Source organism: Pseudomonas koreensis (genome assembly GCF_012986595.1).
GTDB lineage: Bacteria > Pseudomonadota > Gammaproteobacteria > Pseudomonadales > Pseudomonadaceae > Aquipseudomonas > Aquipseudomonas koreensis.
On sequence record NZ_JAAQYM010000004.1, the window covers coordinates 446059 to 470620 of the forward strand.

Consider the following 24562-nt stretch of genomic DNA (forward strand, 5'->3'; position numbering starts at 1 on the left):
GGAAGGCTCATCATGTCTAGCGCATTGCTGATCATCGACGTCCAGCAGGTTCTCTGCTCCGGCCAGTACCAGTGCTTCGACATCCAACGCGTCATCGCCACCATCAACCAGCTCAGCACGCGCGCGCGAAAGGCTGGCGTGCCGGTGGTGCTGATTCAGCATGAAGAAACGGGCAGCCCGCTGGCCCACGGTACCGAAGGCTGGCAACTGGCCGAAGGCCTGCTGACTGAAGCAAAAGATCTGCGTGTACGCAAAACCACCCCGGATTCGTTCTACCAGACCGACCTGGGCAAACTGCTGCCCAGCGAAGACTTCGAGCGCCTGGTCATCTGCGGCCTGCAAACCGACTACTGCGTCAACGCCACCGTGCGCAAGGCGCATGAACTGGGCTACGACGTGGTGCTGGCCGCGGACGCCCATTCCACCCTCGACAACGGCAACATGAGCGCCGAAGACATCATCGCCGAACACAACAAGGACCTGGCACACTTGACGGGGGCCACCGGCCGCATCGACATCAAACCCGCAGCCGAGATCGTCTTCTAAAGCCAGCGAATACCCCTGTGGGAGCGAGCCTGCTCGCGAAAGCGGTGTGTCTGTGACGCATGTGTCGGGTCACACGACGCCTTCGCGAGCAGGCTCGCTCCCACAATGATTGAGGGTGTTCACAGATTCCGATGTCCAGCATAAGTCTCCTGTGGGAGCGGGCATGCCCGGGAAGGCGGCAGCACTGGCCACACTTCACTGGCATAATCCCGCGCCCCGAAGAATGGAATCTGTCGATGTTGTCTTTCAAACTCCGCCACGCCTTGCTGCTGACATCCCTGGCATTTTCCATTACCGCGCATGCCGCCAGTTTCGATTGCACCGGCGCCACCAGCCCGGCTGAAAAAACCATTTGTTCTGATCCCTACATCTCCAACCTTGATGAAAAACTGAGCTCGCTGTGGCGTGTCACGTTGCCGAAAGTTGCGGATTCGAAAGCCTTGAAGGCCGATCAGCGAGGCTGGCTAAAGCAACGCAATCAATGTGCTGCGGATGTGGCCTGTTTGCGCCGGGAATACCTGATGCGCCTCAAGGCACTGGAGTTCATGGCCAAACCCTTCAATTGGGATGCGACCTGGCAACTCATTCCATGGGGCGTATCATCGTCGGTCGAGGTTAAAACCAAGCGTATCGATGCCACTCATATCGCCTTTGATATTTCAGGCGTGGCTGGCGCCAACTCCGGCGATATGGATGGCGTCGCCAACATTGTGGGCAGCGAAGCACACTATGCCCAAGATAACTGTTCGTTGAAGTTCAGCGCATTCAACGGTCTGTTGGACATTGCCCAGGATGGTGCAGACCCTACCTGCGGCGGTGGAATGGGGGTTTACTACGGCGGTCGTTACGTGGCATCGGAACAGCCACTGGCGATTGATTACGACTTGCTTAGTCTGGGGGTGGCGCGGACTGAGCAGGAAAACGAGCTATTACACGCTCTGCTCAAAGGCGACTATCAGACGTTGTTGCAAAACAGTGGATCGATGGTGACGGCCGATGCTTCCCGCGATGTGCCGGATGCTCAGGTCGATGAGTTCTGGTTGCGTGGGCTGGCCAACACCAATGCAGGCATTCTGATGCGCGCGCCGGACGCTCGGGTATGGCTGGTTTTATTGGTGTTCGATGAGCAGCGTAATTTGCGTGCCCGCTACTACACCAACGCACCGCAATGGAAAAAACGTGTGCCCGAAGCATTGCTTGCCTGGCACAAGCGAATGGAGAACGGTGAGACGTTGCCGCTGGATTTCATGCCCTGATTCTCTGCGGCGATGTATTTGGCGAAATGTCGACGGGGCTGACCAACAGCCTCGCTGCATTCAAGTCGCAAACAACCAGCCACGCACACTCGCGACCGGTTCCGACACCACCCCCTCCAGCACCATCCGCGTAATTGTCTCTGCCGCGGTCTGATAATCCTCATCCTGCGGCACCGGGCGTCCGGTGATGCAGCCCATTTGCCAGCCGATGTTGGTGTAGGTGCGGGTCGCCGACCAGATGAACAGCATCAGGTGCTCCGGGTCTACCGGGGCCAGCAAGCCGCGCTCGATCCAGCTGCGCAGGCAGTCGACGTTGCGCCGGGCTTCGGCGTGCAGCAGGTCGCGGCATTCGTCTGGCAACTGGCGGCCGCCGAGCAGCAGTTCGCCGCTGAACACCTTGGCAATCGCCGGATGTTCGCGGGCGATGCGGATCCGTGCGGCGACGTAGGCGCGCAGGCCGATCAGCGGATCGTCGCTTTCGCGCAGCGCTGCCGAAGCTTCCAGCAGCGGTTCGACGAACCCCAGCAGGACTTTCGAGTACAGGTTTTCCTTGGTCTGGAAGTAGTAATACAGGTTGGCCTTGGGGACGCCGGCGCGGGCGGCGATATCGCGCGTCTGGGTGGCGTCGAAGCCACGGGCGGCAAACTCTTCGCTGGCAGCGGCGAGAATCAATTGCTCGTTGCGCACGCGGATGGCGCTCATGGGAACACGATGTGAATGGAGGGCATGGGGCGGGTTCTGGCGAATTCGGTTTCGCAATATACAAAACTATATGGCGATGAAGCCAGCTAACTCGTCGGACAGCGCTATGCTGGATCGATCATTTGTATGACGGGGAGGGGATATGACTGTTCAGGTACTGCGCGCCGCCACCGCTGAGTTGGAGGCCGTGGCAAGATTGTTCGACGCGTATCGCGGTTTTTATCAGCAGCCGTCGAATCTGGCGCAATCGCGTGCGTTCATCGCCGAGCGCATGGCAAGGGACGAATCGGCGATTTTCCTCGCGCAGGATGAAAACGGCGACGCTCTGGGTTTTGTGCAGTTGTACCCGACGTTTTCCTCGATCGATGCCCACCGCACCTGGCTGCTTAGCGATTTGTTCACCGCGCCCGCGGCCCGTGGTCGCGGCGTCGGGCGGTTGCTGATGAACTGCGCGCGGGACTTTGCGCTGCAGACCGGCGCCAAAGGCCTGGTGCTGGAAACCGCCACTGACAACGTCACGGCGCAGGCTTTGTACGAGTCGTTGGGTTATGTGCGTGATACGGGTTACTTCACCTACAACCTCGACTTGCGGCAGGGCTGACTGACTTTTATGTAAATTTTCCGATTCAGCCTTTCCTCGAACGACAGCTCTCTCTAGAATCCGCCCGGCCTCCGCAATGGAGGCTCTTTGATATCATTTGGCTGGGTTCACATAGGGAAGACAACATGCAATTCGGGAAAATCCTGGCGCTGGGCCTGGTGCTTGCGCTCGGTGGTTGTGCCAGTTTCACCAAAGACGAAGTGGCGCCGGTCAAACTGCCATCGATGGCCAGCTACGCCAACAAACCCAATGTTTATGTGGACTTCGATTTCTACCAGGGCGAGCCAAAAAGCGCTTCGGCCGTAGAAGTGCCGCAGGCCCGTGACCAGCTCAAGCCTGAGCTGCAAAAGATTCTGACCGATTCGGGCCTGTTCGGCCGTGTCACCCTGGACGAGTTCCAGAAGCAACCGGGCGACTACAGCCTGCGTCTGAAAATGTACAACCATCCGCCGAATGCCGGTTCGATGGTGCTGGGCTTCATCAGTGGTTTCAGCCTGGGTGTGATCCCTGCGTACGGCACTGATCAGTACACCATGAGCCTCGAAGCCGTGGACGGAACGGGTCAAGCCCTGACCACTGCGAGCAACCATGATGCGGTCGGCACCTGGATCGGTATCTGGTTCATTCCGCTGATGGGCAACACCCCGAAGGCGGCCGTCAACGACACGTTCGCCCGTCAGGTCAATGCGCTGCTCAAGCAAATGATCGACAACAACAACCTGAAATACTCGGCGCTTGACACCCGTACTCCACGGGCGTGATGCCAAAAAAAGAGCCGCAATTACGGCTCTTTTTTTGCCCTTATTTCAGGGCCTGGATGAACTGAGGATCGCTGTACAGTTCCTTCAGCAAATCGCGCAGCATCGGGTTGTAGGCGTTGACCGCATTCGGAATCGCAATGAAACCGAAGAAGCTGCTGCTCCACTGGCTGCTGACATTCTTGGTCGCGTCGTAGACCACGTTCTGGCCATTGAGCAGCGTGAAGCGTGCAGCAAGCTGGCCATCGCCGGTGCCCATGCCGGCCGACAGGTTGTTCTTCACCACCAGCACTTTCAGCTGACGCTGGGCTTGCGGATCAAGCAGGCCGGCCTTGCGCAGCTCTTCGGTGATCGCGTCCTGAATGTGCGCCGGGATGCTGCCGGATGGCGAGCGCACCGGGTTGGCCCGTACCACCAGCGAACCTTCGCCGGACTCGGCGCTCACTTGCGGATTGCTGATCGCATGCAGGGGGGGCGTCTGCTTGAGCTTCTGGACGTTTTCGTAGCTCGGCTCATAGCGGGTCATGGTCATGCCACACCCTTGCAGCAGCACGGCCAGCATCGGGATCAACAACAAAGACTTTTTCACGGCGTTTCCTTGCGTGAGGAGAAAGGGGCGCGAATTATGGGCAGTGTGCCAGCATTGGGCAACCGTCTTCGCCCATGCAGTGATCAGCCTGCCCCGAGTCGGTCTGGCCTCAGCAGTTTCTCGATCTGTGCCAGCTCCCAAGTACTCAGCAGATTGACCGGATCAGTGCCATAGCGGGCATTGAAATGCCATTCGTGACCCTCCGCGCAGCGGCAGTGTTCACAGTGATGCAACCGCCCATCTTCAATATCCAGCGCCAGGCGCCAGCCTTCGATATCCACCGCAACCAGGCCGGCGTCAGTGGGTGTCTGGCTTCGGTTGAACGCCCGTACACCCAAAGCAGCCTCGCGCAGGCGCTGGCAAACGTCACGGGCACTCAGCAATGCAGTCATGGTCGTACTCGATGGAAGCAGAAGCGCGTCAGCATAAATCGCGCGTCGACGGGTGTCAGCGATCACTGGCCCGCTTGCGAACTATTCCGTAACATCCGCACCCCTCATTTTCGCGAACATCCGCGGCCACACTCGTCGGCCGCCAGTCAGGTAAGCCATGAAACCACAACGTCTGCGTGCCGATGTCCTGGCCGGACTCACCACCTCGTTTGCCCTGTTGCCCGAATGCATTGCGTTTGCGCTGGTGGCCCACCTCAATCCACTGATGGGCCTGTACGGCGCCTTCATCATTTGTACGTTGACCGCGTTGTTCGGCGGGCGGCCGGGGATGGTCTCCGGCGCGGCAGGTTCGATGGCGGTAGTCATCGTCGCGCTGGTGGTGCAGCACGGCGTGCAGTACCTGTTGGCGACGGTGTTGCTGGGCGGCCTGATCATGATGGCGTTCGGCTTGCTGCGATTGGGCAAACTGGTGCGCATGGTGCCGCACCCGGTGATGCTCGGCTTCGTCAACGGCCTGGCGATCATCATTGCGCTGGCGCAACTGGAGCATTTCAAGAGTGGCGAACACTGGCTCAGCGGCACGCCGCTGTACCTGATGGCCGGGCTGGTGCTGCTGACCATGGCCATCGTCTACCTCCTGCCGCGCCTGACCCGCGCGGTGCCGCCGGCGCTGGTGGCGATCCTCGGCGTAGGGCTGTTGGTCTACCTGTTCGGCCTGCCGACTCGCACCCTTGGCGACATGGCGCACATCGCCGGCGGTCTGCCAAGCTTCGCGCTGCCGGACCTCCCGTGGAACCTGGAGACCCTGCGCATCATCGCGCCGTACGCGATTCTGATGGCGCTGGTCGGCCTGCTGGAAACCCTGCTGACGCTGAACCTCACCGACGAAATCACCGAAACCCGTGGTTACCCGGATCGCGAGTGCGTGGCCTTGGGCGCGGCGAACATGGTCTCCGGCGCGTTCGGTGGCATGGGCGGGTGCGCGATGATCGGCCAGACCGTGATCAACCTCAGCTCTGGCGGACGCGGGCGCTTGTCCGGGGTGGTGGCGGGGGGGCTGATTCTGTTGTTCATCCTGTTCCTGTCGCCGCTGATCGAGCGCATTCCGCTGGCGGCGCTGGTGGGCGTGATGTTCGTGGTCTCGCAGCAGACCTTCGCCTGGGCCTCGTTGCGGGTGTTGAACAAAGTGCCGCTCAACGATGTACTGGTGATCATCGCGGTCACCACCATCACCGTGTTCACCGACCTGGCCACCGCCGTACTGTGCGGGATCATCATCGCCGCGCTGAACTTCGCCTGGCAGCAGGCCCGCGAGTTGTACGCCGATGAGCATCTGGAGGCCGATGGCAGCAAGCTCTACCGCCTGCACGGCACACTGTTTTTCGCCTCGACCACGCCGTTCCTCAACCAGTTCGACCCGGCCAATGACCCGGCGAAAGTGACGCTGGATTGCCGGCATCTGAGCTTTGTCGATTACTCGGCGATTGCCGCGCTGAAGACATTGCGTGAGCGTTACGCAAAGGCAGGGAAGGTGTTGCAGGTGTTTCATCTGTCCGAGCGCTGCAAGAAGCTGCTGAAACGCGCCGGCGTCGAACATCACTGACCAATAGTGGGAGCGAGCCTGCTCGCGAAGGCGGAGGGTCATCCAACACACCAGTTGACTGACCCAGCGCTTTCGCGAGCAAGCCCGCTTTCACAGTTTTTCGCGTTCAATCAATGGCCGGGAAGTCGATGTCGGTCAAGGCCGCGTTGTTCAGGTAATTGGTCAGCGACTGCACGGCGACCAAGGCAATCACTTCGATGATCTTACTGTCGTCAATACCGGCAGCACGAGCGGCGGCGATCTGCTCATCGCTCAGGTGCCCGCGGCTTTGCGTCAACTGCTGGGCGAGGGCGGCATAGGCATTCAGTTCGCCCTGACGCGCCGCGCCGATGTCCTGCGCCGAGAGTCCGGCCTTGCTGGCAAACAGGCTGTGCGCCGCCAGGCAATAATCGCAGCCGTTGACCTGGGACGTGGCGAGATACACCGCTTCTTTTTCCTTGGCGCTCAGCGAGGTCTTGCCGAGGATCGCCGAGGCTTGCACGTAGGCTTCCAGGGCCACCGGGGCTTTGGCCAAGGTGGTGAAGACATTGGGCAGGAAGCCGATTTTTTTCTTCACGCCTTCCAGAATCGGGCGGCTGGCGTCGGTGGCGTTTTCAAGGCTGATGGCAGGGACGCGGCTCATGGTGACTCTCCAGAAGTCCGGTGCGAAGTGCGCCGGGGATGGAGGTCATGTTATTGAGCACGGCTGGTGCTTTGGCAGCAGATCGTCGAGGATATGCGGCAGATCGTCCAGATATGCTCCGGGAGTCGTTCATGGATCGCCTTTCCACGCTGCTCAGCCATTTCGGCGTGAACGCCGGTACCTTCCACAGCGGCAGTTTCTGCGGCCTCGGTCTGCACGAGGACGAACCGGTGGGGCATGTGCACCTGTTGCAGGCCGGTGAATTGCTGCTCAAACTCGGCAATGAACGCGAGATCCGCATCGTCGAGCCCTCGCTGATTTTCTTCCCCAGACCCTTCACGCACCGGATGTCCGCCGACGAGGCCATGGGCGCGCAACTGGTCTGCGCCACGCTGACGTTTGACGGCGGTTCGGGCAATGCACTGGCGGCAGCACTGCCGGATTACCTGGTGCTCAAACTCACTGAAGTGCCGGAGATGGGCAACACCCTGGAGTGGCTGTTCAGAGAGGCTTTTGACGGTCATTGCGGGCGCATGGCGGTGATGGATCGGCTGTTCGAGTTGCTGGTGATCCTGCTGTTGCGGCACTTGATCAGCAGCCGTGTTCAGCAACCGGGGATGATGGCCGGGCTGGCCGATCCGCGCTTGTCCCGCGCCTTGACCCTGATGCATGAGCAGCCGGCCAAAGCCTGGCGCGTGGCGGATCTGGCGACTGCCGCCAATCAGTCTCGCGCCGGATTCGCCGAGCAGTTTCGTCGCGTTGTCGGGCAGTCGCCGGCCGATTATCTGGTGAGCTGGCGCATCAGCCTGGCGCAGAAGCGTCTGCGCGAAGGCCGGCCGATTGCACTGATCGCGCAAGAGGTCGGTTATGAAAGCCCTTCGGCCCTGGCCCGGGCCTTCCGTCGCAAGACCGGACTCAGCCCGCGGGAATGGAAGGTCGATAGCTGAGGTTTATCGGGCGAAGTGCTTCGCCCCGGCCACACACAAAATCACACCCAGGGTCACCGCCAGCATGCCGAGACTGACGTGTTCGTGCAGCAGCGTCGCCGCCAGCGCCAGGCCGAAAAACGGTTGCAGCAACTGCAGCTGTCCGACGGCGGCAATCCCGCCCTGGGCCAGCCCGCGATACCAGAACACAAACCCGATCAGCATGCTGAACAGCGCCACGTAAGCCAGGCACAACCACGCCGACAGGCTGATGCGGCTGAACGAGGCGGGTGCCAGCCACAGAGTTGCGACGGCCATCACTGGCAGCGATAACACCAGCGCCCAACAGATCACCTGCCAGCCGCCGAGGGTTCGCGACAGCTTCGCGCCTTCGGCATAACCCAGGCCACAGGCCAGAATCGCCGCGAGCATCAGCAAATCGCCGGTGGGCGAGGCGGTCAGTCCCTGAGACAGGGCGTAGCCAACCACCAGCGCACTGCCCAGAACCGAGAACATCCAGAACACCGGCCGCGGTCTTTCGCCGCCGCGCAAGACTCCGAAAATCGCCGTCGCCAGTGGCAGTAATCCTACAAACACAATCGAATGTGCCGACGTCACGTGTTGCAGTGCCAGTGCCGTCAGCAACGGAAAGCCCAACACCACGCCCAGCGCGACGATCAGCAGCGACAGCCACTGATTGCGTGCCGGACGCCGTTCGCGAAACAGCCATAACAGGCCCACCGCGCACACCCCGGCGATGGCTGCGCGCAACACCGTGAGAAACACCGGATCGAACTCCAGCACCGCCAGACGCGTGGCCGGTAGCGATCCGCTGAAGATCACCACGCCGATAAAACCGTTGATCCAGCCGCTGGTTTTTTCCAGCCCCGGGTTAACCAGGTTCGAAGTCCGTTCCATACAAGGTCACGCTCAAAAGGTGGGGTTGCTTTCAGGCAATCCTGGGGCTGAGAATCAGGACAATCAAATAATTGTCATGGATACATCCGGCATGCCGCGCTCGCGCTACAAGACCCTCGTTGATGCCTATGCCGCGGACATTCGCGCGGGACGTCTGGCACCCGGAACACGCCTGCCCACTCACCGGGAACTGGCGGCCAAGGAAGGATTGGCACTGGTGACGGCGTCGCGGGTTTACGCCGAACTCGAAGCCATGGGCCTGGTCAGCGGCGAGACCGGACGCGGCACCTTCGTGCGTGAAACCTCGTTGTCGCCGGGGCAGGGCATCGATCAGAAGGACGTGGCGGTCGGCATGATCGACCTCAATTTCAACTATCCATCGTTGCCCGGTCAGGCCGATCTGTTGCGCAGTGCATTGCGCCAACTGGCGCTGTCGGGGGATCTGGAAGCCTTGCTGCGTTATCAACCCCACGCCGGGCGCCAGCATGAGCGCGCCTCGATTGCACGGCACTTGCACGATCGCGGTGTGCAGGTGGATGGCGGGCAGATACTGATCGTCAACGGCGCCCAGCAGGGGCTGGCGGTGAGTTTGATGGCCTTGCTCAAGCCCGGGGATGTGATTGCGGCGGATGCGCTGACCTATTCCGGGTTCAAGGTATTGGCCGAGGCATTGCACCTGGAAGTGGTGGCGATCCCGCTCGGTGAGCACGGGCCGGATCTGGCGGCGCTGGAAAAGCTCTGCCGCAGCCGTTCGGTGCGTGCCGTGTACAGCATGCCGACGCTGCACAATCCGTTGGGTTGGGTGACGCCGCTAGAACAGCGTGAGCAACTGGTCGCGCTCGCCCGGCGGCATGATCTGATAATCATCGAAGACGCGGCCTACGCCTTTCTGGTGGAAAACCCACCGCGTACGTTGGTCGATCTGGCGCCGGAGCGCACGGTGTACGTATCGGGACTGTCGAAGAACATCGCCACCGGCCTGCGCGTCGGTTTCATTGCGGCGCCGCTGACCAAGGTGCCGGCGTTGGAGCGGATCATCCGCGCCACCACCTGGAACACCCCCGGCGTGATGACCGCGCTGGCTTGCGGCTGGCTCGACGACGGCACCGTCAGCCTGCTGGAGCAGCAAAAACGCCACGACGCCAAGGCCCGACAACTGTTGGCCGCCGAGATGCTGCAAGGGCTGACTTGCATCGGTCATCCATCCTCCTACTTCCTGTGGCTGCCGCTGCCCGAAGACGTGCGCGCCGATCAGATGGTGGTGGAGTTGATGCACGAGCAGATTTCCGTCACCACGGCTGAGCCGTTCGCAGTGTCGGCGCATGTGCCGCATGCAATTCGGCTGGCGTTGGGTTCGGTGCCGATGGATGTCCTGCGCCAGGCATTGATCACCGTCAGAAAGGTCATCGCTGCTTACCTGTAAAAAACACCTGCTGCGAAATACACCCGTGGCGAGGGAGCTTGCTCCCGCTGGTCTGCATGGCAGGCCCCTATTGGGGGCGCTACGCAACCCAGCGGCAGCCAGCGCCCTCGCCACAAAGTGTTAGCCTTGCCTCAACTGCATCACACCGTTTTGGATCGCCCGATGAAAAACACCGTTTCACTGCTTCTTGCTTTGACCGCCACCGCCGTACTGTTCAGCTCAACCGCCCGCGCCGCAGGCGATCCCGCAGCCGGCGAAAAGATCTTCCCGCGCCTGTGCGGCGGCTGCCATCAGGTGGGGCCGGACGCGCGCCCGGGTTTCGGCCCGCAACTCAACGGCATCATCGGCCGGGCGGCCGGGACCTCGGCCAACTACGTGTATTCCGATGCGATGAAAAACTCCGGCGTGACCTGGGATCGCGCGACGCTGACCGCGTATCTGAAAGACCCGAAAGGCGTGGTGCCGGGTACGCGAATGATTTTCTGGGGGCTGAGTGACGAGGAGAAGATCGATAATTTGCTGGCGTATCTGCAGCAGTACTCCAACTAGCCGATTTGCTTTGTCTGTCCGGATAACCCCTGCATCGCCATCTCGCCTGCCGGATTTGAAGCGGCACGCGCAAGGCGTCGCGGGACTCAAGAAATACGGGTAGAGGGCGTGCCACCGTTCAGTTGTTACCCGGCAAACGGCGTCGGCCGGTTTACCGGATTGAGCGAATGCCGCGCCGTCTGGTCTACCTTCAAACCAACCCAAGTCTGGAGTCGACCATGAAAACGCTATTCCTGGCTGCACCGCTGGTGCTCGTTGCCAATCTCGCCCACGCGGGCATCCCGCTGGTCAACGCCACCTGCCCGGGCAAGATCGAAGTGCATGCCGATGAAGGCGGACCGATCTACATCAATGGCAAGGAGGGCAAGTTGAAGAAATTCAATGACAACTACTTCGAAGCCAGGGGCGCGGGAGTGACGATTTCGCTGAGCATCAATCCCGATGGCTCCCCGGCGGTTTCCTACACCGGGAAGAACAGGGCCAACGGAGTCTGCGAGTTGAAAAAGGGCTGATCACGCCACCTGATTACGACCTGCCGCTTTCGCCTGATACAACTGCTGGTCAGCACGTTTGATCAACATCGTGTGGCTGTTGTCCGCCGGGTCGGCCAGAGCGACGCCAATGCTCACCGTGATTTGCCCGATGTTGGGGAAGTGCGCTTGGGCCACCGCGGCACGGATTTTTTCCGCGACCACCTCTGGTGTATCAGGCTGGGCGACTTCCGGCAGCAGCACGGCGAACTCTTCGCCGCCGTAACGGGCGACGAAATCGGTGGCACGGACGCTGACCTGAATGATTTGCGCCAGTTGCTGCAGCACGTCGTCGCCAATGGCATGGCCGTAGGTGTCGTTGATGCGCTTGAAGTGATCGGCGTCGATCAGCAACAGGGCAAAGGGTCGCCCGGTGCGGCGGAACAGCAAGCTGTATTCACTGAGTTTTTCATCGAACCGGCGGCGGTTGTAAACGCCGGTCAGGGCATCGTGGGTCGCCAGATTCAAAAGCTCGGCGTTGGCCTGCATGAGCGCAGCGGTGCGCTGGGCAACGGTGGCTTCGAGTGAGGCGTTGGCTTCCTGCAACTCACGTTCCTTGGCCAGCAGCGACTGGGTCATGGCGTCGATCGACTGGCCGAGCTGGGCGATTTCCAGCACCGGGTGCTGCAGCGGGAAGTGCGCGCCCGGTTGGTTGTTCTGTACCTGTTGGGCCGAGTACGCCAGTTGTTCGATCGGCCGGCTCAGGTATTGCGCCAGATAGTACGCCACCAGACCGAACGCCACTGCGGCGAGCACCCCCAACAACAGCAGCTTGTAGAGCAGCAGGCGCGCCGGTTCCAGAGCGGTGTCCAGCGGTTGGCGCACGGCGATCGACCACGACAGCGCGGTACTCGACGGCGTCGGCACGGTGACCATGCTGGTCAGGTAACCGTTACCGACCGACCAGCCCGGTGCTTTCGAATCATTCACCGCCAGTTGCTGGCCCATCAGCGCTTCCGGGTACAGCACCTTACCGTCGTGATCGATGATCAGCGCTTCGATATCTGGCGATGCATTTTTATGCGAGAACGCTGCCGACTCGACAATGCGCGTCACCCAGCTCCAGTGCGCGTGCGCCCCCAGTACGCCAATCACCTGGCCGTCGGCGTTGCGGATAGGGGCGGCGAAGTCGATGAAACGCAGCGGTTCGCCGTCAGGCGTTCCCGGCAAAAGCTTGGCCAACAACACCGCTTCGTGCGGATCTCCGGTGTACTCACCCCGCAGGCCAGCCTGGAACCATGGCCGCGGCTTCACCGATTGCCCAACCAGCAAATTATTGACCGCTTGATGCACATTGCCTTCGGCATCGGTCACGCCCATCCACGCATACTCGGCACGGGCCTGGGTGCGCAGTTGCATCGATTTGAGAATCGCCGGGTTGTCCAGGTCGCCACGTTCCAGATGCGGCGCGCGGCTCAGCAGGTAAACCTCCAACTGGCGCTCGCGTAACTGCTCACCGAGCAATGTCGCGGCCGAACGCGCGGTATTGAGCAGCGCGTTGCCGCTGGCCAGTTTCATCTGTTCGGTGGCGATGTGACCGACATAGAAGCCGACGCTCACCAGTGTCAGCAGGGACAAACCGGCAAACCAGAGAGTCAGGTGGCTTCGCAGACTGGCTTTGAGCATGGGCGGGCAATTTCTGTTTTGGAGTTGTGGTCGCATGGTATGCGCAATGAGCGTCGGGCTGCCAGTCAGTTGCTTCGGTCGCTCGTTGTCGGACCTTTCATCCGAGGTGGCTACCGCACCGGCATTTCTGACGGCCTGTGTTGAAATGAACCACGACTGCAAAAAAAATCGAGATGAAAAAAAGCCCGGCTGATCAGGCCGGGCTTGTGTTGTTTCGGTAGAACCTTGGGTTCAGGCGTTGCGACTTTCGATCAGGCGATCCGAACCACCTTCAGCAACGCGACGTTCCAGCAGACGATCCGAGCCACCTTCGGCAACGCGACGTTCCAGCAGGCGATCCGATCCACCTTCAGCAACGCGACGTTCCAGCAGACGATCCGAGCCACCTTCGGCAACGCGACGTTCCAGCAGACGATCCGAGCCACCTTCAGCAACACGTCGTTCCAGCAAACGATCCGAGCCACCTTCAGCAACGCGACGTTCCAGCAGACGATCCGAGCCGCCTTCGGCAACGCGACGTTCTTGCAAACGATCCGAGCCACCCTCGGCAACGCGACGTTCCAGCAGGCGGTCCGAACCACCTTCGGCAACACGACGCTCCAGCAAACGATCCGAACCGCCTTCAGCCAGACGGCTTTCAATCAACTTGTCCGAGCCGCCTTCAGCGACCAGGGTGTGAGTGGGGGTTGCTGCAAAAGCGTTAACTGCGAGAACCGAGAAAGCGATGCCGAGGATGGTTTGGCGTTTCATGATCGTGTGCTCCGGGGTGCAGTGGGTTTGTCTGGAGCCGATGTTACGCCGCGGATTTTTTATGAGAACTTCATTGGCGTGATGGTGACTATCGACGCCAGCAATGTGTGCCAGAACCCCCGGTTCAGAGGCCCGCCGCTCGAATGCACAGCTCGCCGGTGGCACGGGTAAGGGCCAGATCGTGCAGGGCGTCATGGGGCAGCCCCTGACGCGCCTTGGCCAGCCAGGCCGAACATGCGGGGTCGCGACGATAGGGCAGGAAGTCGGCGTACTGCTGCAGCAGGCGGCTTTGCAGCTCGTCCAGTTGCGGGCGAATCTGTTTCGCCAGGTCCGGTCGCGGCGTATCCGGTGCGCGACCTGCCGCCTGCCATTGCGCCAGCAGTCCGTACTGCACCAGTTTATTGGCTTCCATTTGCGCGGCGATCAGCTGCGCCACATCCTCGGGATCAAGCTTGCGTTCACTGGCCAGCGTCCGGGCATTGGCGATGACCTGGGCTTCGCGCGGGCTGTCCTGAATCGGCTTGCCGCTGTCCCATTTGGTCAGGGCCACGAGGTCACCGATGTTCAGGCGTTCGTTCAGGGTGGTCAGCAAGGGGCGCAGCGATTCGGCGGGCGCAGGGGCTTCGGCGGCGTACGCCAGGTGGCTGAAAACAACCAGCAGCGAACAGGTCAGGGCATTTCGCAAAGGGATCATGGGTTGGCGTGTTCCATGGATAAGAGTGCCGCCATTTAAGCCGTGAGCGCACACGATGTCGACCGCCTTTAACCCGCCCATCTAGCGTAATATCCCTCGCATCTCCCACCCCGAGACGGATCCTCAATGCAAACCCCCAGCGCCACCAAACCCCTCTGGCAAACCTATCTGCTGTTCCTCGCGCCGATGGTGCTGTCCAACTTCCTGCAATCGATGTCGGGCACGGTCAACAGCATCTACATCGGGCAGATGCTCGGCACGCAGGCGCTGGCGGCGGTGTCGGGGATGTTTCCGATCATCTTTTTCTTTATTGCGCTGGTGATCGGGCTGGGGGCGGGCGCGGGGGTGTTGATCGGGCAGGCGTGGGGCGCGCGCGAGGCGCACATGGTTAAGGCAATTGCCGGGGCGACCTTGTTGCTGGGTGTGGTGATCGGTTTACTGGCGGCGGTGCTCGGCAGCGTGTTTGCGCGACAGGCGTTGCAGGGGTTGGGGACGCCGGCGGATGTGCTGGACGACGCGGTGGCGTATGCGCACGTGATGATGTGGATCCTGCCGTCAATGCTGGTGTTTGTGCTGTTCACGCAGTTACTGCGCGGGGTGAGTGACACGCTGTCGCCGTTGCTGGCATTGATGGTGTCGACGTGCGTCGGGCTGGCGCTGACGCCAGCGTTGATTCGCGGCTGGTTCGGCTTGCCGCAGCTGGGGATTCAGAGCGCGGCGTTCGCCGGGCTGGCCGGCAACCTGTCGGCGATGGCGTGGCTGGCCTGGCGGCTGATTCGCAAGCATCATCCGCTGGCACCGGACCGCGAGTTCTTCGCCGCACTGCGCCTGGACACGGCGATTCTCGGCAAGGTGCTGCGCATCGGCCTGCCGACCGGGGTGCAGATGATTGTGTTGTCGCTGTCGGAGCTGGTGATTCTGGCGCTGGTCAACCAGCACGGCTCGCAGGCCACGGCGGCCTACGGTGCCGTCACGCAAATCGTCAACTACGTGCAGTTTCCGGCGCTGTCGATTGCGATCACCGCGTCGATCCTCGGCGCCCAGGCCATCGGTGCCGGGCAACTGCAGCGCATGGCGCCGATCCTGCGCACCGGGCTGTTGATCAACGTCTGTCTCACTGGCGGTTTGATTGTGCTCGGGTACCTGTTGTCGCACTGGCTGTTGGGTTTGTTCCTGACCGAAGATTCGACCCGGGCAATGGCCGAACACTTGCTGCACATCATGCTCTGGAGCCTGCTGGTGTTCGGCTTCCAGGCAATCATTGGCGGCATCATGCGCGCCAGCGGCACGGTGCTGGTGCCGGTGGTGATCGCGATTGTCTGCGTGGTCGGCGTGCAGTTGCCGGCGGCTTACTGGCTGGACGGGCAATACGGCTTGCAGGGCGTGTGGATGGCGTTTCCGGTGGCGTATCTGGGCATGCTGGTGTTGCAGACCCTGTATTACAAACTGGTCTGGCAGCACCAGAAGATCGAGCGGCTGGTCTGAGGGAGCGCGGCGCGAGCCGCCACGGTTGAGAAAGGGCTGCCCGGTGGGGCGGCCCTTTTTTGTTCCGCTGGCATTGTCGTGCGAAGCGTCGTAGGTTACCCGCCATAACGATAAGGACGCTTGAGGGGATCGATGGGAGCTTTTCGTCTGTTGCTGGCGGTTCTGGTCGCCGTTTCTCATATGGGCAAGACGGTTGCAGGGCTCAACCCGGGGGTGGTGGCTGTCATCTCGTTTCTGATCATCAGCGGGTTTGTCATGACCTCGCTCATCGAGCGCAATTACTACGCGCTCGGGAAAATTGGCTCGTTCTACGTGGACCGGGCGTTGCGGCTGTTTCCGCAGTTCCTGTTTTACTTCGTCGTCTCTTGTGCAGTGATCCATTTCCTGCTGCCCGGCACGCCCCAGGCGGCGGAGCTGACGCTCAAAACCATCGCCAGCAGCGTGCTCATGCTGCCGCTTGGCTTCTATATGTTCGGAGTGGCGGGGACCGAAATCCTGCCTCCGGCCTGGTCGCTGGGGCTTGAGATGTGTTTCTACCTGTTGATCCCGTTCCTGCTGATCTTCAAGGCGCGGGGCGCGGCATTTGTACTGTCGGTCGGCATTTTCATGCTGGCGTGTCTGGGCTATCTCAATACCGATATCTACGGTTATCGGTTGTTGCCCGGTGTGTTGTTTATTTTCCTGTGCGGCAGCTATCTGTATCGGCCTCAGGCCAAAGGCCTGACCATTGCCGTCGGCACGGCGGTGCTGGCAGGGTTGCTGTTTGTGGCGATCATGACGGGTGTGATCGAACGTCGTCCGTTCAACGCGGAGGTGACCCTCGGTATCGCGTTGGGCATTCCGGCCGTGTACCTGCTGACCCGATTCAAGTATCACCGGATTGACGAGTTCCTCGGCAACATCAGCTACGGGGTGTTCCTCAATCACTTTGTGGTGATGTACTTCTTGCGGGGCTTCTGGCCGGTGCCTTACGACGCGCACATCGTCGTGGCGGTGCTGGCGCTGGCCTTTGCGCTGAGCGGGGTTTCCTACTATTGCGTCGAGCGACCGGCACTGGCATTGCGTCATCGCCTGCGTCACGGACAGCGGCAGCGCGTTCAAGCGCAAAGCGTCGAGACGACGGCATGAACCACGCCGGCAGACCGATGACATGGCGCATTCGCGGGATGTTTGCTTAAGTCAGTCAAGGTCTTGAAGGCTTGCCCTGTCCGGAGAATCCCATGCGTGCCCGATTCACCGCTGTGGCACTGTTTGCCTGCCTGGGTGTCATGAGTGTCGCGCAGGCTGCTGAATACACCCGCGTCAATACCGCGGCCAGCCAGATCAGCTTTACGTACAACCAGATGGGCTCGCGCGTGTACGGCACTTTCGGCAGGTTCGAGGCGACGCTGGACTTCGACACCCTTAACCCCGCCAATGCCCGCACCACGTTGCGCATCGATCTCAACAGCATCGATGCCGGCAGCGAAGACGCCAACACCGAACTGGTGAAGCCGGCGTGGTTCGACACTCAAAGATTTCCCGTTGCCGTATTCGAGTCGACCGGTTTGAGCCAGATCGAGCCAAACCGCTATCTGCTCACCGGCCGGCTCACCGTCAAAGGCATGACCCGGGACGTTCAGGTGCCGGTGCAACTGAAACCGGACAACGCCATCGGCATTTTCGACGGTGAGTTGGTGCTCAAGCGCGATGATTTTGCGCTCGGGGCAGGGGAGTGGGCCGACTCCGTGGTGTCCAACGAAATCGACATCAAGTTCAAAGTGGTGGCGCCACAGCAGTGACGCCACCGTTGGCAATCAATACGCGCGCCAGTGTCCCGGTGCCCAGCGCCACTCACGGCCATCCCAGCGGTAGTGTCCGGCGACCCAGTGGTAGCCGGGTGCAGGCATGACCGGTACGACTTCAACCGGCGGCGGTGGCCGATGCGGCCGGACCGGTTCGACAATGCAGCCTGACAGGGTGATCGCGACCAGAGAGGCGGCGAGCAGGGTTTTCAAGGTTCGCGACATGGTGGTGTTCCCGATAGATGAAGTGTGCAGGCGGATCGGACTCAACGCGCCCAGTGACCTTCGACCCAGTACCAGTTAGGCCCGCGCGCCTGCCAGTGGCCTGGTCGCCAGTGCGCGCCGTGCCTAACCGGTTGCCAGTGGCCGGGCATCCATACATAGCCGCGTCCTTCCCAGCGCCAGTGACCCTGATCCCAGACATAACCGGGACGTGGCCCAGGCATCACTTCCATGCGCATCGGCGGGGGTGCCTGCTGAATGTAAACCGGGGGCTGGGCGAACACCGGTGTACTGGCCAGCGCGGCCAGGGTCAAGGGCACCAGCAACAAGGCTTGCCGGCATTTGAACAGAGAACGCAAAACGTTCATGAGAACTCCTCAAGGCCTGCGTAGAAACGTGAACGCAGCTGAAGAATTGGACGCTAAATCGGCGAAAGATCCGATCCCTGGCAGATGAAATTTTCTTCAGGACTGCTTCCGGCTTTCCTGCAGGAGCAGGCCTCGGGACACGGTATGATGTCGCGGTTTTCCGCCGGAGTTCACCCGCCATGCCACGCATCACCCACTACAAATCCCCATGCCCCGAAAGCGTCAACAGCCAGATTCTGCAACTGGTGGTCGATTACCTGACCGACATCAGCGCGGTCGGTCTCGGCCCGAGCAACCTGCTGTACAACGTCTATCAGTACGCGGTCGGCTATGAGGTGCACCTGTATCTGGAAGCGTTGAACGGCGAGAAGGGCACCGAGGTGGAGTTGCTGGTGGCGACTGCCGAGGACGACCCGGAGCGGGTCACCGGTTTCCTTTTGTACCTGCCGGTGCAGGGCGACTGGGAAGCGTGCAGCGTCGCCTACATGGCGGTGCGCGAAGGCTATCGGCGTCAGGGCGTGGCGCGGGCGATGATTGGCGAGATGGTCAGCCGTTATCCGCACGCCGAGTTGACCTGCAGCGTCGGCAAGGTGCCGTACTTCGAGGCGCTTGGCTTCGAGGTGATTGGCGCTCGCGAAACTCAAGTGCTGATGAGCACCCGGCATTACCGCAGCAACGGCTTGCGCGGTTTCATCGACACCACGCCGATCTACCGTTCGCTGGAAGTGCAGCAGATCCACACCTACCTGCTGCAGAAAAACGGTAAGCGCGCGATGCTCGATGCCGAGAAACAGCGCGATCGGCATCTGGATCAGGCCACTCGCCACGTTGAAGAATTCGTCCGCCAGCGCCTGACGCTGCATTGAGCCCGGCGCAGAAAACAGACAAAAAAAGAGCCTCAAGGCTCTTTGATGGGGAGAAGTAGAGCCCTCGAGGCTCAAGCTGCGCATGAAACAGGGAACAGGTTTGATTTGAGATTCAGAACACCCGTCCCTACGCAGACGCTCAGGAGAGAAACGACTGCGTACCTTCATCATGGGAATGCGCAGGGGCCGACTCAAGTACCGCGTGTCGAAATCCTGATACCGCGCCGCACGGGGGGGAGAAGTAGTCGTTGCGCACTGCTCTGGTCAGTTGCCCCCCCTGTAGGAGCTGCGGCACGCTGCGATCTTTTGATCTTGCTTTGAAAAATCAAAAGATCGCAGCGTGCCGCAGCTCCTACAGGTTTTTGTGGTGTCAGCGCGCGCCGGGCCAGCCGGCCTTGGCGAGGGCGGCGAGCAGTGTTTCTTTATCCAGTCCCGGCACCGAGTGCCCGTTGCCGGCGGTGCTGTCGCTGGCGAGCAGGGCGTTGATGATCGCTTCTTCCACGGCTTCGGTGGCGGCGAGGAACAACTCGCTTATATGGTCGTTGTTGACCATGCGCAAGCCGTCGCAGGTGGACGCGCCTTTGCCTTCATACGCCGCCGGCGGTACGTGCTCGTTGCCGGTGGCGAAGGCGATGAAGATGTCGCCGCTGTGGTCTTCGTTGCCGCCGCCGCTGCGTGCCAGACCGAGGCTGGCCCGTTGTGCCAGACGAACGCACTGGTGCGGCAGCAGCGGTGCATCGGTGGCCAGGCAGACCACGATCGAGCCCATGCCCGGGTGCGGCAGGGCCGCGCGCAGGAACGGCGAATCCACCTGTTCCATGTAACGCCCCACCGGATAACCGTCGACCCGCAACTCGCTGCGAATGCCGTGGTTGGCCTGGACAATCGCGCCCACCGTCCAGCCGCCCTGCGCGCTGTTCAACCGGCGTGATGCGGTGCCAATCCCGCCCTTGAATTCATGGCAGATCATGCCGCTGCCACCGCCCACCGCGCCTTCTTCGACGGCGCCGTCATGCGCGTCATGCAGCGCCTCGGCGACGTGCTCCGGCTTGACGTGAAAACCGTTGATGTCGTTGAGCAGGCCGTCGAAGGTCTCCAGCACCACCGGCATGTTCCAGTAGAGACGCCCATCGTCCGGCTGCTGCTGGCGATCCAGGGCGATCAACGCATCGCGCACTACGCCGAGGCTGTGGGTGTTGGTGAAGGCGATGGGGCTGGTCAGCAGCCCGGCCTCGCGAATCCACTCAAGGCCGGTGGCATCGCCATTGCCATTGAGCACATGCACCCCGGCGAAACACGGTTGTTGGTTGGTCGAGCCGCGACGTGGTTCGATCACGGTGACGCCGGTGCAGATGTCGCGTCCGGCCGGGCTGCGCCCACGCACATTACTGTGGCCGACACGCACGCCGGGGACGTCGGTGATGGCGTTGAGCGGGCCGGGTTGCAACTGGCCGATGCGGATGTTGAGGTCACGGGCACGGGGCTTCATGTTTTGTCTCTCTGTAAAAATCTGAAGGACACACGGACCTTGTAGGCGTGAGCCTGCTCGCGATTGCGGTGAGCCAGTCAACAAACATGTTGAATTCAAAGACGCCATCGCGAGCAGGCTCACTCCTACAGGGGAGATGTTTTGGGTTTACTGGCCGTTCTTGACCTTGCTCCACACCCGCGTGCGCACCCGTTCGGTGGCTTTGGGCAGCGGTTCAAGGGTGTACAAGGTGGCCATCGCCGCTGCGGACGGATACACCGCCGGGTTATCGCGAGTGGCCTCGGCGACCAGTGGCGTCGCCGCACGATTGCCGTTTGGATACGACAGGTGATCACTGACCGGCGCGATCACTTCCGGGCGCAGCAGGTAGTCGATGAATGCCAGGCCTTGGGCGCGGTTCGGCGCGTCCTTGAGCAGCACCAGCGTGTCGAACCACACCGGCGCGCCTTCCTTGGGCAGGCTGTAGGCGATCTTCACGCCGTTGTTGGCTTGCTCGGCGTTGGTCTTGGCCTCAAGCATCGCGCCGGACCAGCCTACCGCCACGCAGATGTTGCCGTTGGACAGGTCACTGATGAATTTCGACGAGTTGAAGTAGGCAATGTGCGGGCGCAGCTTGAGCAGCAGCGCTTCGGCTTTCTGGTAGTCCTCGGGGTTGGTGCTGTTGGGCGGCAGTCCGAGGTAGTGCAGGGCCACCGGGAGCATTTCCGACGGCGAATCAAGCATCGCCACCCCGCACTGACCGAGCTTGGAGAGGTTCTCTTCCTTGAACACCAGGTCCCACGAATCCACCGGCGCCTTGTCGCCCAGCGCGGCACGCACCTTGTCGACGTTGTAGCCGATGCCGTTGGTGCCCCACAGGTAAGGCACGGCGTATTGATTGCCGGGGTCGTTGTTGGCCAGTTTGCTCAGCAGATCGCTGTCCAGGTTCTTCCAGCCCGGCAGTTGATCGCGCGGCAGCGGAGCGAGGGCGCCGGCCTTGATCAGCGTCGGCAGGCTGAAGTTGCTCGCCACCACCACGTCGTAACCGCTGCGGCTGGTCATCAGTTTGCCTTCGAGCACTTCGGCGCTGTCGAAGGTGTCGTAAACCGGTTGAATACCACTGTCGCGCTTGAAGTCAGCCAGGGTGTTGGGGCCGATGTAGTCGTACCAGTTGTAGACATGCACGCTCGGTGCGTCGGCGGCATTGGCGGCGCAGGCAACGCCGATGCAGGCGAGCAGACCCAAGTTGATATAGCCACGGTGACAACGCATGATGCGGCACTCCTGGCCTGCGGCAGGCCGGTGATGATCGGGAGTGCTCAGCCTATCGGGCCGGTCACCCCCGACCCATTCCCATCATGGGTTACTCAAAAGGGGTAGTGCGTGGACGCGTTGTTGCAGGAGTTGCCGGTGCATCAGAGTCTGGCGCGGGTGTTTGCCACGGTCGGGCAGGACGGATTCTGGCGGGCGCTGGTGGACACGTTGCGGCTGCTGGTGCCGCTGGACAACGCGCTGGTGGCACTGATGCAGGCGGGACAGGCGCCGCGACTGCTGATCGATTTCGACAGCAAGGGCCGCGCCGACGAGCAGGAAGAACTGGCCAGCTACTGCGCCGGGATGTACCTGCTCGACCCGTTCTGGCAAACCGCCTCGACCGGTATTACCGACGGCCTGCACAGCCTGGCTTCGGTGGCGCCGGACCAGTTTCTGCACAGCGAGTATTACCAGAGCTACTTTCGCTCGGTGGTGGGCGAGGACGAGTTGCAGTTCATGATCAACGTCGAGGGCGGCGTGCTCGGCCTGTCACTGGGGCGCTCGACGGCGTTCGATCTGGCGGAGCAGGGCCGCTTGCTGTGTGTGCGCGACTGGGTACTGGCCGCGATGCGCCGCCATGTGCAGTTGTTGCCGCCGCAAGGGCCGGGCGCCGAACCGGTAGTGGGGGATCTGGCGACGCTGCTCGACCGCCTCGATGCGCGCCTGACCACCCGTGAAGTCGACACTGCGCGGCTGATCCTGCAGGGCTTCTCCAGCAAAGCCATCGCCCAGCAGATGGGCATTTCGCCGGAGACGGTGAAGGTGCATCGGCGCAATCTCTATCACAAGCTCAATGTGAACGGGCATGGCGAGTTGTTTGCGCTGGTGTTGCGTCCGCCGACTGCCTGACCCACCACAAATCCCCCTGTGGGAGTGAGCCCGCTCGCGATAACGATGTGTCAGTTGATGAAAATGTTGACTGATCCACTGCTATCGCGAGCAGGCTCACTCCTACAGGGGGATTTGCGCTGCGTCAGTCTAAGCGTTTGAAGACCAAGGCTTTAAGGCCGCTCTGCGGATCAATATCCGGAAACTCCGGCGGATTCTCCAGCCGCTGTTCGAAGCGCAGACTCGGCGCTTCCCGGGTCACGCCATCAATCAGAAAGTCCGCGCCAAACGACGGATCATTCATGCACGCCAGCACCGTGCCTTGCGCCGTCAGCAGTTCCGGCAAGCGGCGCAGCACCCGCTGGTAATCCTTGGTCAGCAGAAAACTGCCTTTCTGAAACGAGGGCGGGTCGATGATCACCAGGTCGTACGGGCCGCTGTTGATCACCTTGCCCCAGGACTTGAACAGGTCGTGGCCGAGAAAACTCACCTTGCTCAGGTCATGCCCGTTCAATCGGTGATTGTCGCGGCCCCGGCTCAGGGCCGCGCGGGACATGTCGAGGTTGACCACATGGCTGGCGCCACCTTCGATCGCCGCCACGGAAAAACCGCAGGTGTAGGCGAACAGGTTCAGTACCCGTTTGCCCGCGGCCTGCTCGCGTACCCAGTTGCGCCCGTAACGCATGTCGAGAAACAGCCCGGCGTTCTGCTTGCGGCCCAGATCGACGCGGTACTGCAAGCCGCCCTCGACGATGCTCATCTCGTCGATCTCATCCCCCAGCAGCCATTCGGCGGTGCTCTGCGGCAAATACCGATGTTGCAGCAACAAAGTGTGCGCGCCGGACTGTTGCCACTCGGCCGAGGTGCTGATGTCGAGCAACAAATGCTTGAGCGCTTCGAGCTGTTCCGGCGCCGGTTCCTTGAACAGCGCGACCAGCACCACGCCTTGCAGCCAGTCCACCGTCAGTTGCTCCAACCCCGGCCAGCAACGTCCGCGGCCATGAAACAGGCGACGGGTTTCGCTCGGTGCCGCAGCGAGTGCTGGCAGCAGATGGGCGCGGAGGGTGGCGAGGGCTTCAGGGTTCATCAGTCACGGTCGGCAAGCAAAAGGGCCGGCATTTTAACCACAAAAACCGCCTGGCGAATGCCCGTCAGCCAAGGCCAATGACGACTGTTAAGAAAAGACCTGTATCAAAAATGAATTTATGCAGGGCGCGCTGCTCATACCAGATAAGCAGCGGATTTGAGCCGCTAAGTCGTTAATGTAATTCAGGGAGTGCCAGTTCATGAGTCCAACACCGACGCCGAGCGCGCACCTTCCTGGCGGGTTGATTCTGGTGGTTGAGGACGATCCGTTGATTCTGGAGTTTCTCTGCGAAATTCTTCAGGAGGAAGGTTTTAAGGTCGAGCCGCGCACCAGCGCGGATGACGCCAAGCTGTATCTGGAAGAGCATGCGCCGGAAGTGGCCTTGCTTCTCACCGACATCACCATGCCCGGCGAAATCAACGGCGCCGGGTTGGCCAATCTGGTCGGCGAGCGCTGGCCGGACAAGCCGGTCATGGTCATGTCCGGTTATGAAACCCCGGAGTCGTCGGGGGTCAAACACCCGGTGGCGTTCATCAAGAAGCCGTGGGCCATTGGTCAGTTGATTGACTGCGTGGAAAGCGCGTTCAAGTCCAAGGCCTCGCGCCTGCACTGAGTCAACGGGTCGAATCGCCGGGCAAAAATGCTACATTGCCCG

The 24562-nt window shown here is 61.4% G+C and carries 28 protein-coding genes; 15 read left to right on the forward strand and 13 right to left on the reverse strand.

Going from position 1 to position 24562, the window contains the following annotated elements:
• The first annotated feature begins 12 nt into the window (after positions 1-12).
• Together HBN98_RS14965 and HBN98_RS14970 are read left to right on the forward strand one after the other, a co-directional pair.
• The gene (locus HBN98_RS14965) at positions 13-546 is read left to right on the forward strand and encodes a cysteine hydrolase family protein (RefSeq protein ID WP_083366281.1); all 534 of its coding nucleotides are present in this window, start codon (positions 13-15) and stop codon (positions 544-546) included.
• 236 nt (positions 547-782) lie between these two features.
• Positions 783-1802, forward strand: a complete 1020-nt coding sequence (locus tag HBN98_RS14970; RefSeq protein ID WP_083366280.1) for a lysozyme inhibitor LprI family protein — start codon at positions 783-785, stop codon at positions 1800-1802.
• Positions 1803-1862: 60 nt separating this feature from the next.
• Here HBN98_RS14970 and HBN98_RS14975 read toward each other — a convergent pair whose 3' ends face one another.
• Entirely contained in the window at positions 1863-2504 is a 642-nt protein-coding gene (locus HBN98_RS14975; protein WP_083366279.1) for a TetR/AcrR family transcriptional regulator, read from the reverse strand.
• A 142-nt stretch (positions 2505-2646) separates the two neighbouring features.
• On the opposite strand from HBN98_RS14975, the gene HBN98_RS14980 reads away from it, so the two are divergent.
• On the forward strand, positions 2647-3105 hold the full coding sequence (locus HBN98_RS14980) for a GNAT family N-acetyltransferase (RefSeq protein WP_083366278.1): 459 nt from the start codon (positions 2647-2649) through the stop codon (positions 3103-3105).
• 125 nt (positions 3106-3230) lie between these two features.
• Positions 3231-3866, forward strand: coding sequence for a hypothetical protein (locus HBN98_RS14985; RefSeq protein WP_083366277.1), 636 nt, complete (start codon positions 3231-3233; stop codon positions 3864-3866).
• Positions 3867-3906: 40 nt separating this feature from the next.
• Here the strand turns inward: HBN98_RS14985 and HBN98_RS14990 are convergent, their stop codons facing one another.
• Both HBN98_RS14990 and HBN98_RS14995 read right to left on the reverse strand, forming a co-directional pair.
• Positions 3907-4452: a hypothetical protein gene (locus HBN98_RS14990; protein ID WP_064587034.1), complete on the reverse strand. Its 546-nt coding sequence runs from the start codon at positions 4450-4452 to the stop codon at positions 3907-3909.
• A gap of 83 nt (positions 4453-4535) precedes the next feature.
• Entirely contained in the window at positions 4536-4844 is a 309-nt protein-coding gene (locus HBN98_RS14995; protein WP_083366276.1) for a DUF7693 family protein, read from the reverse strand.
• A 157-nt stretch (positions 4845-5001) separates the two neighbouring features.
• Here HBN98_RS14995 and HBN98_RS15000 point away from each other — a divergent pair, with 157 nt between their 5' ends.
• Complete coding sequence (locus HBN98_RS15000) at positions 5002-6447, forward strand: SulP family inorganic anion transporter (protein ID WP_083366275.1); 1446 nt, start codon at positions 5002-5004, stop codon at positions 6445-6447.
• Positions 6448-6553: 106 nt separating this feature from the next.
• On the opposite strand, the gene HBN98_RS15005 is transcribed toward HBN98_RS15000, so the two are convergent.
• A complete protein-coding gene (locus tag HBN98_RS15005; protein WP_083366274.1) occupies positions 6554-7069 on the reverse strand; it encodes a carboxymuconolactone decarboxylase family protein in 516 nt (171 codons plus the stop codon).
• A 131-nt stretch (positions 7070-7200) separates the two neighbouring features.
• On the opposite strand from HBN98_RS15005, the gene HBN98_RS15010 reads away from it, so the two are divergent.
• Positions 7201-8016 (forward strand): AraC family transcriptional regulator, encoded by an 816-nt coding sequence (locus HBN98_RS15010; RefSeq protein WP_083366273.1) that lies wholly within the window; start codon positions 7201-7203, stop codon positions 8014-8016.
• Positions 8017-8019: 3 nt separating this feature from the next.
• On the opposite strand, the gene HBN98_RS15015 is transcribed toward HBN98_RS15010, so the two are convergent.
• The gene (locus tag HBN98_RS15015) at positions 8020-8913 is read right to left on the reverse strand and encodes a DMT family transporter (protein ID WP_083366272.1); all 894 of its coding nucleotides are present in this window, start codon (positions 8911-8913) and stop codon (positions 8020-8022) included.
• A gap of 91 nt (positions 8914-9004) precedes the next feature.
• Here HBN98_RS15015 and HBN98_RS15020 point away from each other — a divergent pair, with 91 nt between their 5' ends.
• The 3 genes from HBN98_RS15020 to HBN98_RS15030 all read left to right on the forward strand — a co-directional run bounded on the left by HBN98_RS15020 (position 9005) and on the right by HBN98_RS15030 (position 11397).
• On the forward strand, positions 9005-10336 hold the full coding sequence (locus HBN98_RS15020) for an aminotransferase-like domain-containing protein (protein ID WP_083366271.1): 1332 nt from the start codon (positions 9005-9007) through the stop codon (positions 10334-10336).
• A 162-nt stretch (positions 10337-10498) separates the two neighbouring features.
• A complete protein-coding gene (locus HBN98_RS15025; protein ID WP_083366270.1) occupies positions 10499-10885 on the forward strand; it encodes a c-type cytochrome in 387 nt (128 codons plus the stop codon).
• A gap of 218 nt (positions 10886-11103) precedes the next feature.
• Positions 11104-11397, forward strand: coding sequence for a hypothetical protein (locus tag HBN98_RS15030; RefSeq protein WP_064589978.1), 294 nt, complete (start codon positions 11104-11106; stop codon positions 11395-11397).
• On the opposite strand, the gene HBN98_RS15035 is transcribed toward HBN98_RS15030, so the two are convergent.
• The 3 genes from HBN98_RS15035 to HBN98_RS15045 form a co-directional block, all read right to left on the reverse strand.
• The gene (locus HBN98_RS15035) at positions 11398-13041 is read right to left on the reverse strand and encodes a sensor domain-containing diguanylate cyclase (RefSeq protein ID WP_083366269.1); all 1644 of its coding nucleotides are present in this window, start codon (positions 13039-13041) and stop codon (positions 11398-11400) included.
• A 231-nt stretch (positions 13042-13272) separates the two neighbouring features.
• Entirely contained in the window at positions 13273-13791 is a 519-nt protein-coding gene (locus tag HBN98_RS15040; RefSeq protein WP_083366268.1) for a phage infection protein, read from the reverse strand.
• Positions 13792-13915: 124 nt separating this feature from the next.
• Positions 13916-14485 (reverse strand): chorismate mutase, encoded by a 570-nt coding sequence (locus tag HBN98_RS15045; protein ID WP_082920302.1) that lies wholly within the window; start codon positions 14483-14485, stop codon positions 13916-13918.
• 126 nt (positions 14486-14611) lie between these two features.
• Here HBN98_RS15045 and HBN98_RS15050 point away from each other — a divergent pair, with 126 nt between their 5' ends.
• The 3 genes from HBN98_RS15050 to HBN98_RS15060 all read left to right on the forward strand — a co-directional run bounded on the left by HBN98_RS15050 (position 14612) and on the right by HBN98_RS15060 (position 17751).
• On the forward strand, positions 14612-15970 hold the full coding sequence (locus HBN98_RS15050) for an MATE family efflux transporter (protein ID WP_083366267.1): 1359 nt from the start codon (positions 14612-14614) through the stop codon (positions 15968-15970).
• 132 nt (positions 15971-16102) lie between these two features.
• On the forward strand, positions 16103-17098 hold the full coding sequence (locus HBN98_RS15055; RefSeq protein ID WP_083366266.1) for an acyltransferase family protein: 996 nt from the start codon (positions 16103-16105) through the stop codon (positions 17096-17098).
• 92 nt (positions 17099-17190) lie between these two features.
• Entirely contained in the window at positions 17191-17751 is a 561-nt protein-coding gene (locus HBN98_RS15060; RefSeq protein WP_083366265.1) for a YceI family protein, read from the forward strand.
• Between the two features lie 15 nt (positions 17752-17766).
• On the opposite strand, the gene HBN98_RS15065 is transcribed toward HBN98_RS15060, so the two are convergent.
• Complete coding sequence (locus HBN98_RS15065; protein ID WP_047601629.1) at positions 17767-17979, reverse strand: YXWGXW repeat-containing protein; 213 nt, start codon at positions 17977-17979, stop codon at positions 17767-17769.
• A 41-nt stretch (positions 17980-18020) separates the two neighbouring features.
• On the reverse strand, positions 18021-18344 hold the full coding sequence (locus HBN98_RS15070) for a YXWGXW repeat-containing protein (RefSeq protein ID WP_083366264.1): 324 nt from the start codon (positions 18342-18344) through the stop codon (positions 18021-18023).
• Between the two features lie 179 nt (positions 18345-18523).
• On the opposite strand from HBN98_RS15070, the gene HBN98_RS15075 reads away from it, so the two are divergent.
• On the forward strand, positions 18524-19210 hold the full coding sequence (locus HBN98_RS15075; protein WP_064587048.1) for a GNAT family N-acetyltransferase: 687 nt from the start codon (positions 18524-18526) through the stop codon (positions 19208-19210).
• A 370-nt stretch (positions 19211-19580) separates the two neighbouring features.
• On the opposite strand, the gene HBN98_RS15080 is transcribed toward HBN98_RS15075, so the two are convergent.
• Positions 19581-20699 carry a DmpA family aminopeptidase gene (locus HBN98_RS15080; protein ID WP_064587049.1) on the reverse strand — a complete coding sequence of 373 codons (1119 nt, stop codon included), beginning with the start codon at positions 20697-20699 and terminating at the stop codon, positions 19581-19583.
• A gap of 147 nt (positions 20700-20846) precedes the next feature.
• Positions 20847-21950, reverse strand: coding sequence for a polyamine ABC transporter substrate-binding protein (locus tag HBN98_RS15085; RefSeq protein WP_083366263.1), 1104 nt, complete (start codon positions 21948-21950; stop codon positions 20847-20849).
• A gap of 111 nt (positions 21951-22061) precedes the next feature.
• Between HBN98_RS15085 and HBN98_RS15090 the strand changes: the two genes are divergently transcribed.
• A complete protein-coding gene (locus HBN98_RS15090; RefSeq protein WP_083366262.1) occupies positions 22062-22841 on the forward strand; it encodes a helix-turn-helix transcriptional regulator in 780 nt (259 codons plus the stop codon).
• Positions 22842-22965: 124 nt separating this feature from the next.
• Here the strand turns inward: HBN98_RS15090 and HBN98_RS15095 are convergent, their stop codons facing one another.
• Positions 22966-23907 (reverse strand): class I SAM-dependent methyltransferase, encoded by a 942-nt coding sequence (locus tag HBN98_RS15095; RefSeq protein ID WP_083366261.1) that lies wholly within the window; start codon positions 23905-23907, stop codon positions 22966-22968.
• Positions 23908-24106: 199 nt separating this feature from the next.
• Here HBN98_RS15095 and HBN98_RS15100 point away from each other — a divergent pair, with 199 nt between their 5' ends.
• Entirely contained in the window at positions 24107-24520 is a 414-nt protein-coding gene (locus HBN98_RS15100; protein ID WP_083366260.1) for a response regulator, read from the forward strand.
• Positions 24521-24562 lie beyond the last annotated feature (42 nt).

Excerpts from the sequence above, each read along its gene's own strand:
- HBN98_RS15070 (WP_083366264.1), bottom strand. The coding sequence starts at position 18,344 with ATGAACGTTTTGCGTTCTCTGTTCAAATGCCGGCAAGCCTTGTTGCTG.
- HBN98_RS15075 (WP_064587048.1), top strand. The coding sequence starts at position 18,524 with ATGCCACGCATCACCCACTACAAATCCCCATGCCCCGAAAGCGTCAAC.
- HBN98_RS15085 (WP_083366263.1), bottom strand. The coding sequence starts at position 21,950 with ATGCGTTGTCACCGTGGCTATATCAACTTGGGTCTGCTCGCCTGCATC.
- HBN98_RS15055 (WP_083366266.1), top strand. The coding sequence starts at position 16,103 with ATGGGAGCTTTTCGTCTGTTGCTGGCGGTTCTGGTCGCCGTTTCTCAT.
- HBN98_RS15025 (WP_083366270.1), top strand. The coding sequence starts at position 10,499 with ATGAAAAACACCGTTTCACTGCTTCTTGCTTTGACCGCCACCGCCGTA.
- HBN98_RS14995 (WP_083366276.1), bottom strand. The coding sequence starts at position 4,844 with ATGACTGCATTGCTGAGTGCCCGTGACGTTTGCCAGCGCCTGCGCGAG.
- HBN98_RS15100 (WP_083366260.1), top strand. The coding sequence starts at position 24,107 with ATGAGTCCAACACCGACGCCGAGCGCGCACCTTCCTGGCGGGTTGATT.
- HBN98_RS15060 (WP_083366265.1), top strand. The coding sequence starts at position 17,191 with ATGCGTGCCCGATTCACCGCTGTGGCACTGTTTGCCTGCCTGGGTGTC.
- HBN98_RS15000 (WP_083366275.1), top strand. The coding sequence starts at position 5,002 with ATGAAACCACAACGTCTGCGTGCCGATGTCCTGGCCGGACTCACCACC.
- HBN98_RS15005 (WP_083366274.1), bottom strand. The coding sequence starts at position 7,069 with ATGAGCCGCGTCCCTGCCATCAGCCTTGAAAACGCCACCGACGCCAGC.
- HBN98_RS15010 (WP_083366273.1), top strand. The coding sequence starts at position 7,201 with ATGGATCGCCTTTCCACGCTGCTCAGCCATTTCGGCGTGAACGCCGGT.
- HBN98_RS15015 (WP_083366272.1), bottom strand. The coding sequence starts at position 8,913 with ATGGAACGGACTTCGAACCTGGTTAACCCGGGGCTGGAAAAAACCAGC.
- HBN98_RS15045 (WP_082920302.1), bottom strand. The coding sequence starts at position 14,485 with ATGATCCCTTTGCGAAATGCCCTGACCTGTTCGCTGCTGGTTGTTTTC.
- HBN98_RS15050 (WP_083366267.1), top strand. The coding sequence starts at position 14,612 with ATGCAAACCCCCAGCGCCACCAAACCCCTCTGGCAAACCTATCTGCTG.
- HBN98_RS14980 (WP_083366278.1), top strand. The coding sequence starts at position 2,647 with ATGACTGTTCAGGTACTGCGCGCCGCCACCGCTGAGTTGGAGGCCGTG.
- HBN98_RS15040 (WP_083366268.1), bottom strand. The coding sequence starts at position 13,791 with ATGAAACGCCAAACCATCCTCGGCATCGCTTTCTCGGTTCTCGCAGTT.
- HBN98_RS15030 (WP_064589978.1), top strand. The coding sequence starts at position 11,104 with ATGAAAACGCTATTCCTGGCTGCACCGCTGGTGCTCGTTGCCAATCTC.
- HBN98_RS14965 (WP_083366281.1), top strand. The coding sequence starts at position 13 with ATGTCTAGCGCATTGCTGATCATCGACGTCCAGCAGGTTCTCTGCTCC.
- HBN98_RS15095 (WP_083366261.1), bottom strand. The coding sequence starts at position 23,907 with ATGAACCCTGAAGCCCTCGCCACCCTCCGCGCCCATCTGCTGCCAGCA.
- HBN98_RS15020 (WP_083366271.1), top strand. The coding sequence starts at position 9,005 with ATGCCGCGCTCGCGCTACAAGACCCTCGTTGATGCCTATGCCGCGGAC.
- HBN98_RS14975 (WP_083366279.1), bottom strand. The coding sequence starts at position 2,504 with ATGAGCGCCATCCGCGTGCGCAACGAGCAATTGATTCTCGCCGCTGCC.
- HBN98_RS15065 (WP_047601629.1), bottom strand. The coding sequence starts at position 17,979 with ATGTCGCGAACCTTGAAAACCCTGCTCGCCGCCTCTCTGGTCGCGATC.
- HBN98_RS15080 (WP_064587049.1), bottom strand. The coding sequence starts at position 20,699 with ATGAAGCCCCGTGCCCGTGACCTCAACATCCGCATCGGCCAGTTGCAA.
- HBN98_RS14985 (WP_083366277.1), top strand. The coding sequence starts at position 3,231 with ATGCAATTCGGGAAAATCCTGGCGCTGGGCCTGGTGCTTGCGCTCGGT.
- HBN98_RS15035 (WP_083366269.1), bottom strand. The coding sequence starts at position 13,041 with ATGCTCAAAGCCAGTCTGCGAAGCCACCTGACTCTCTGGTTTGCCGGT.
- HBN98_RS14970 (WP_083366280.1), top strand. The coding sequence starts at position 783 with ATGTTGTCTTTCAAACTCCGCCACGCCTTGCTGCTGACATCCCTGGCA.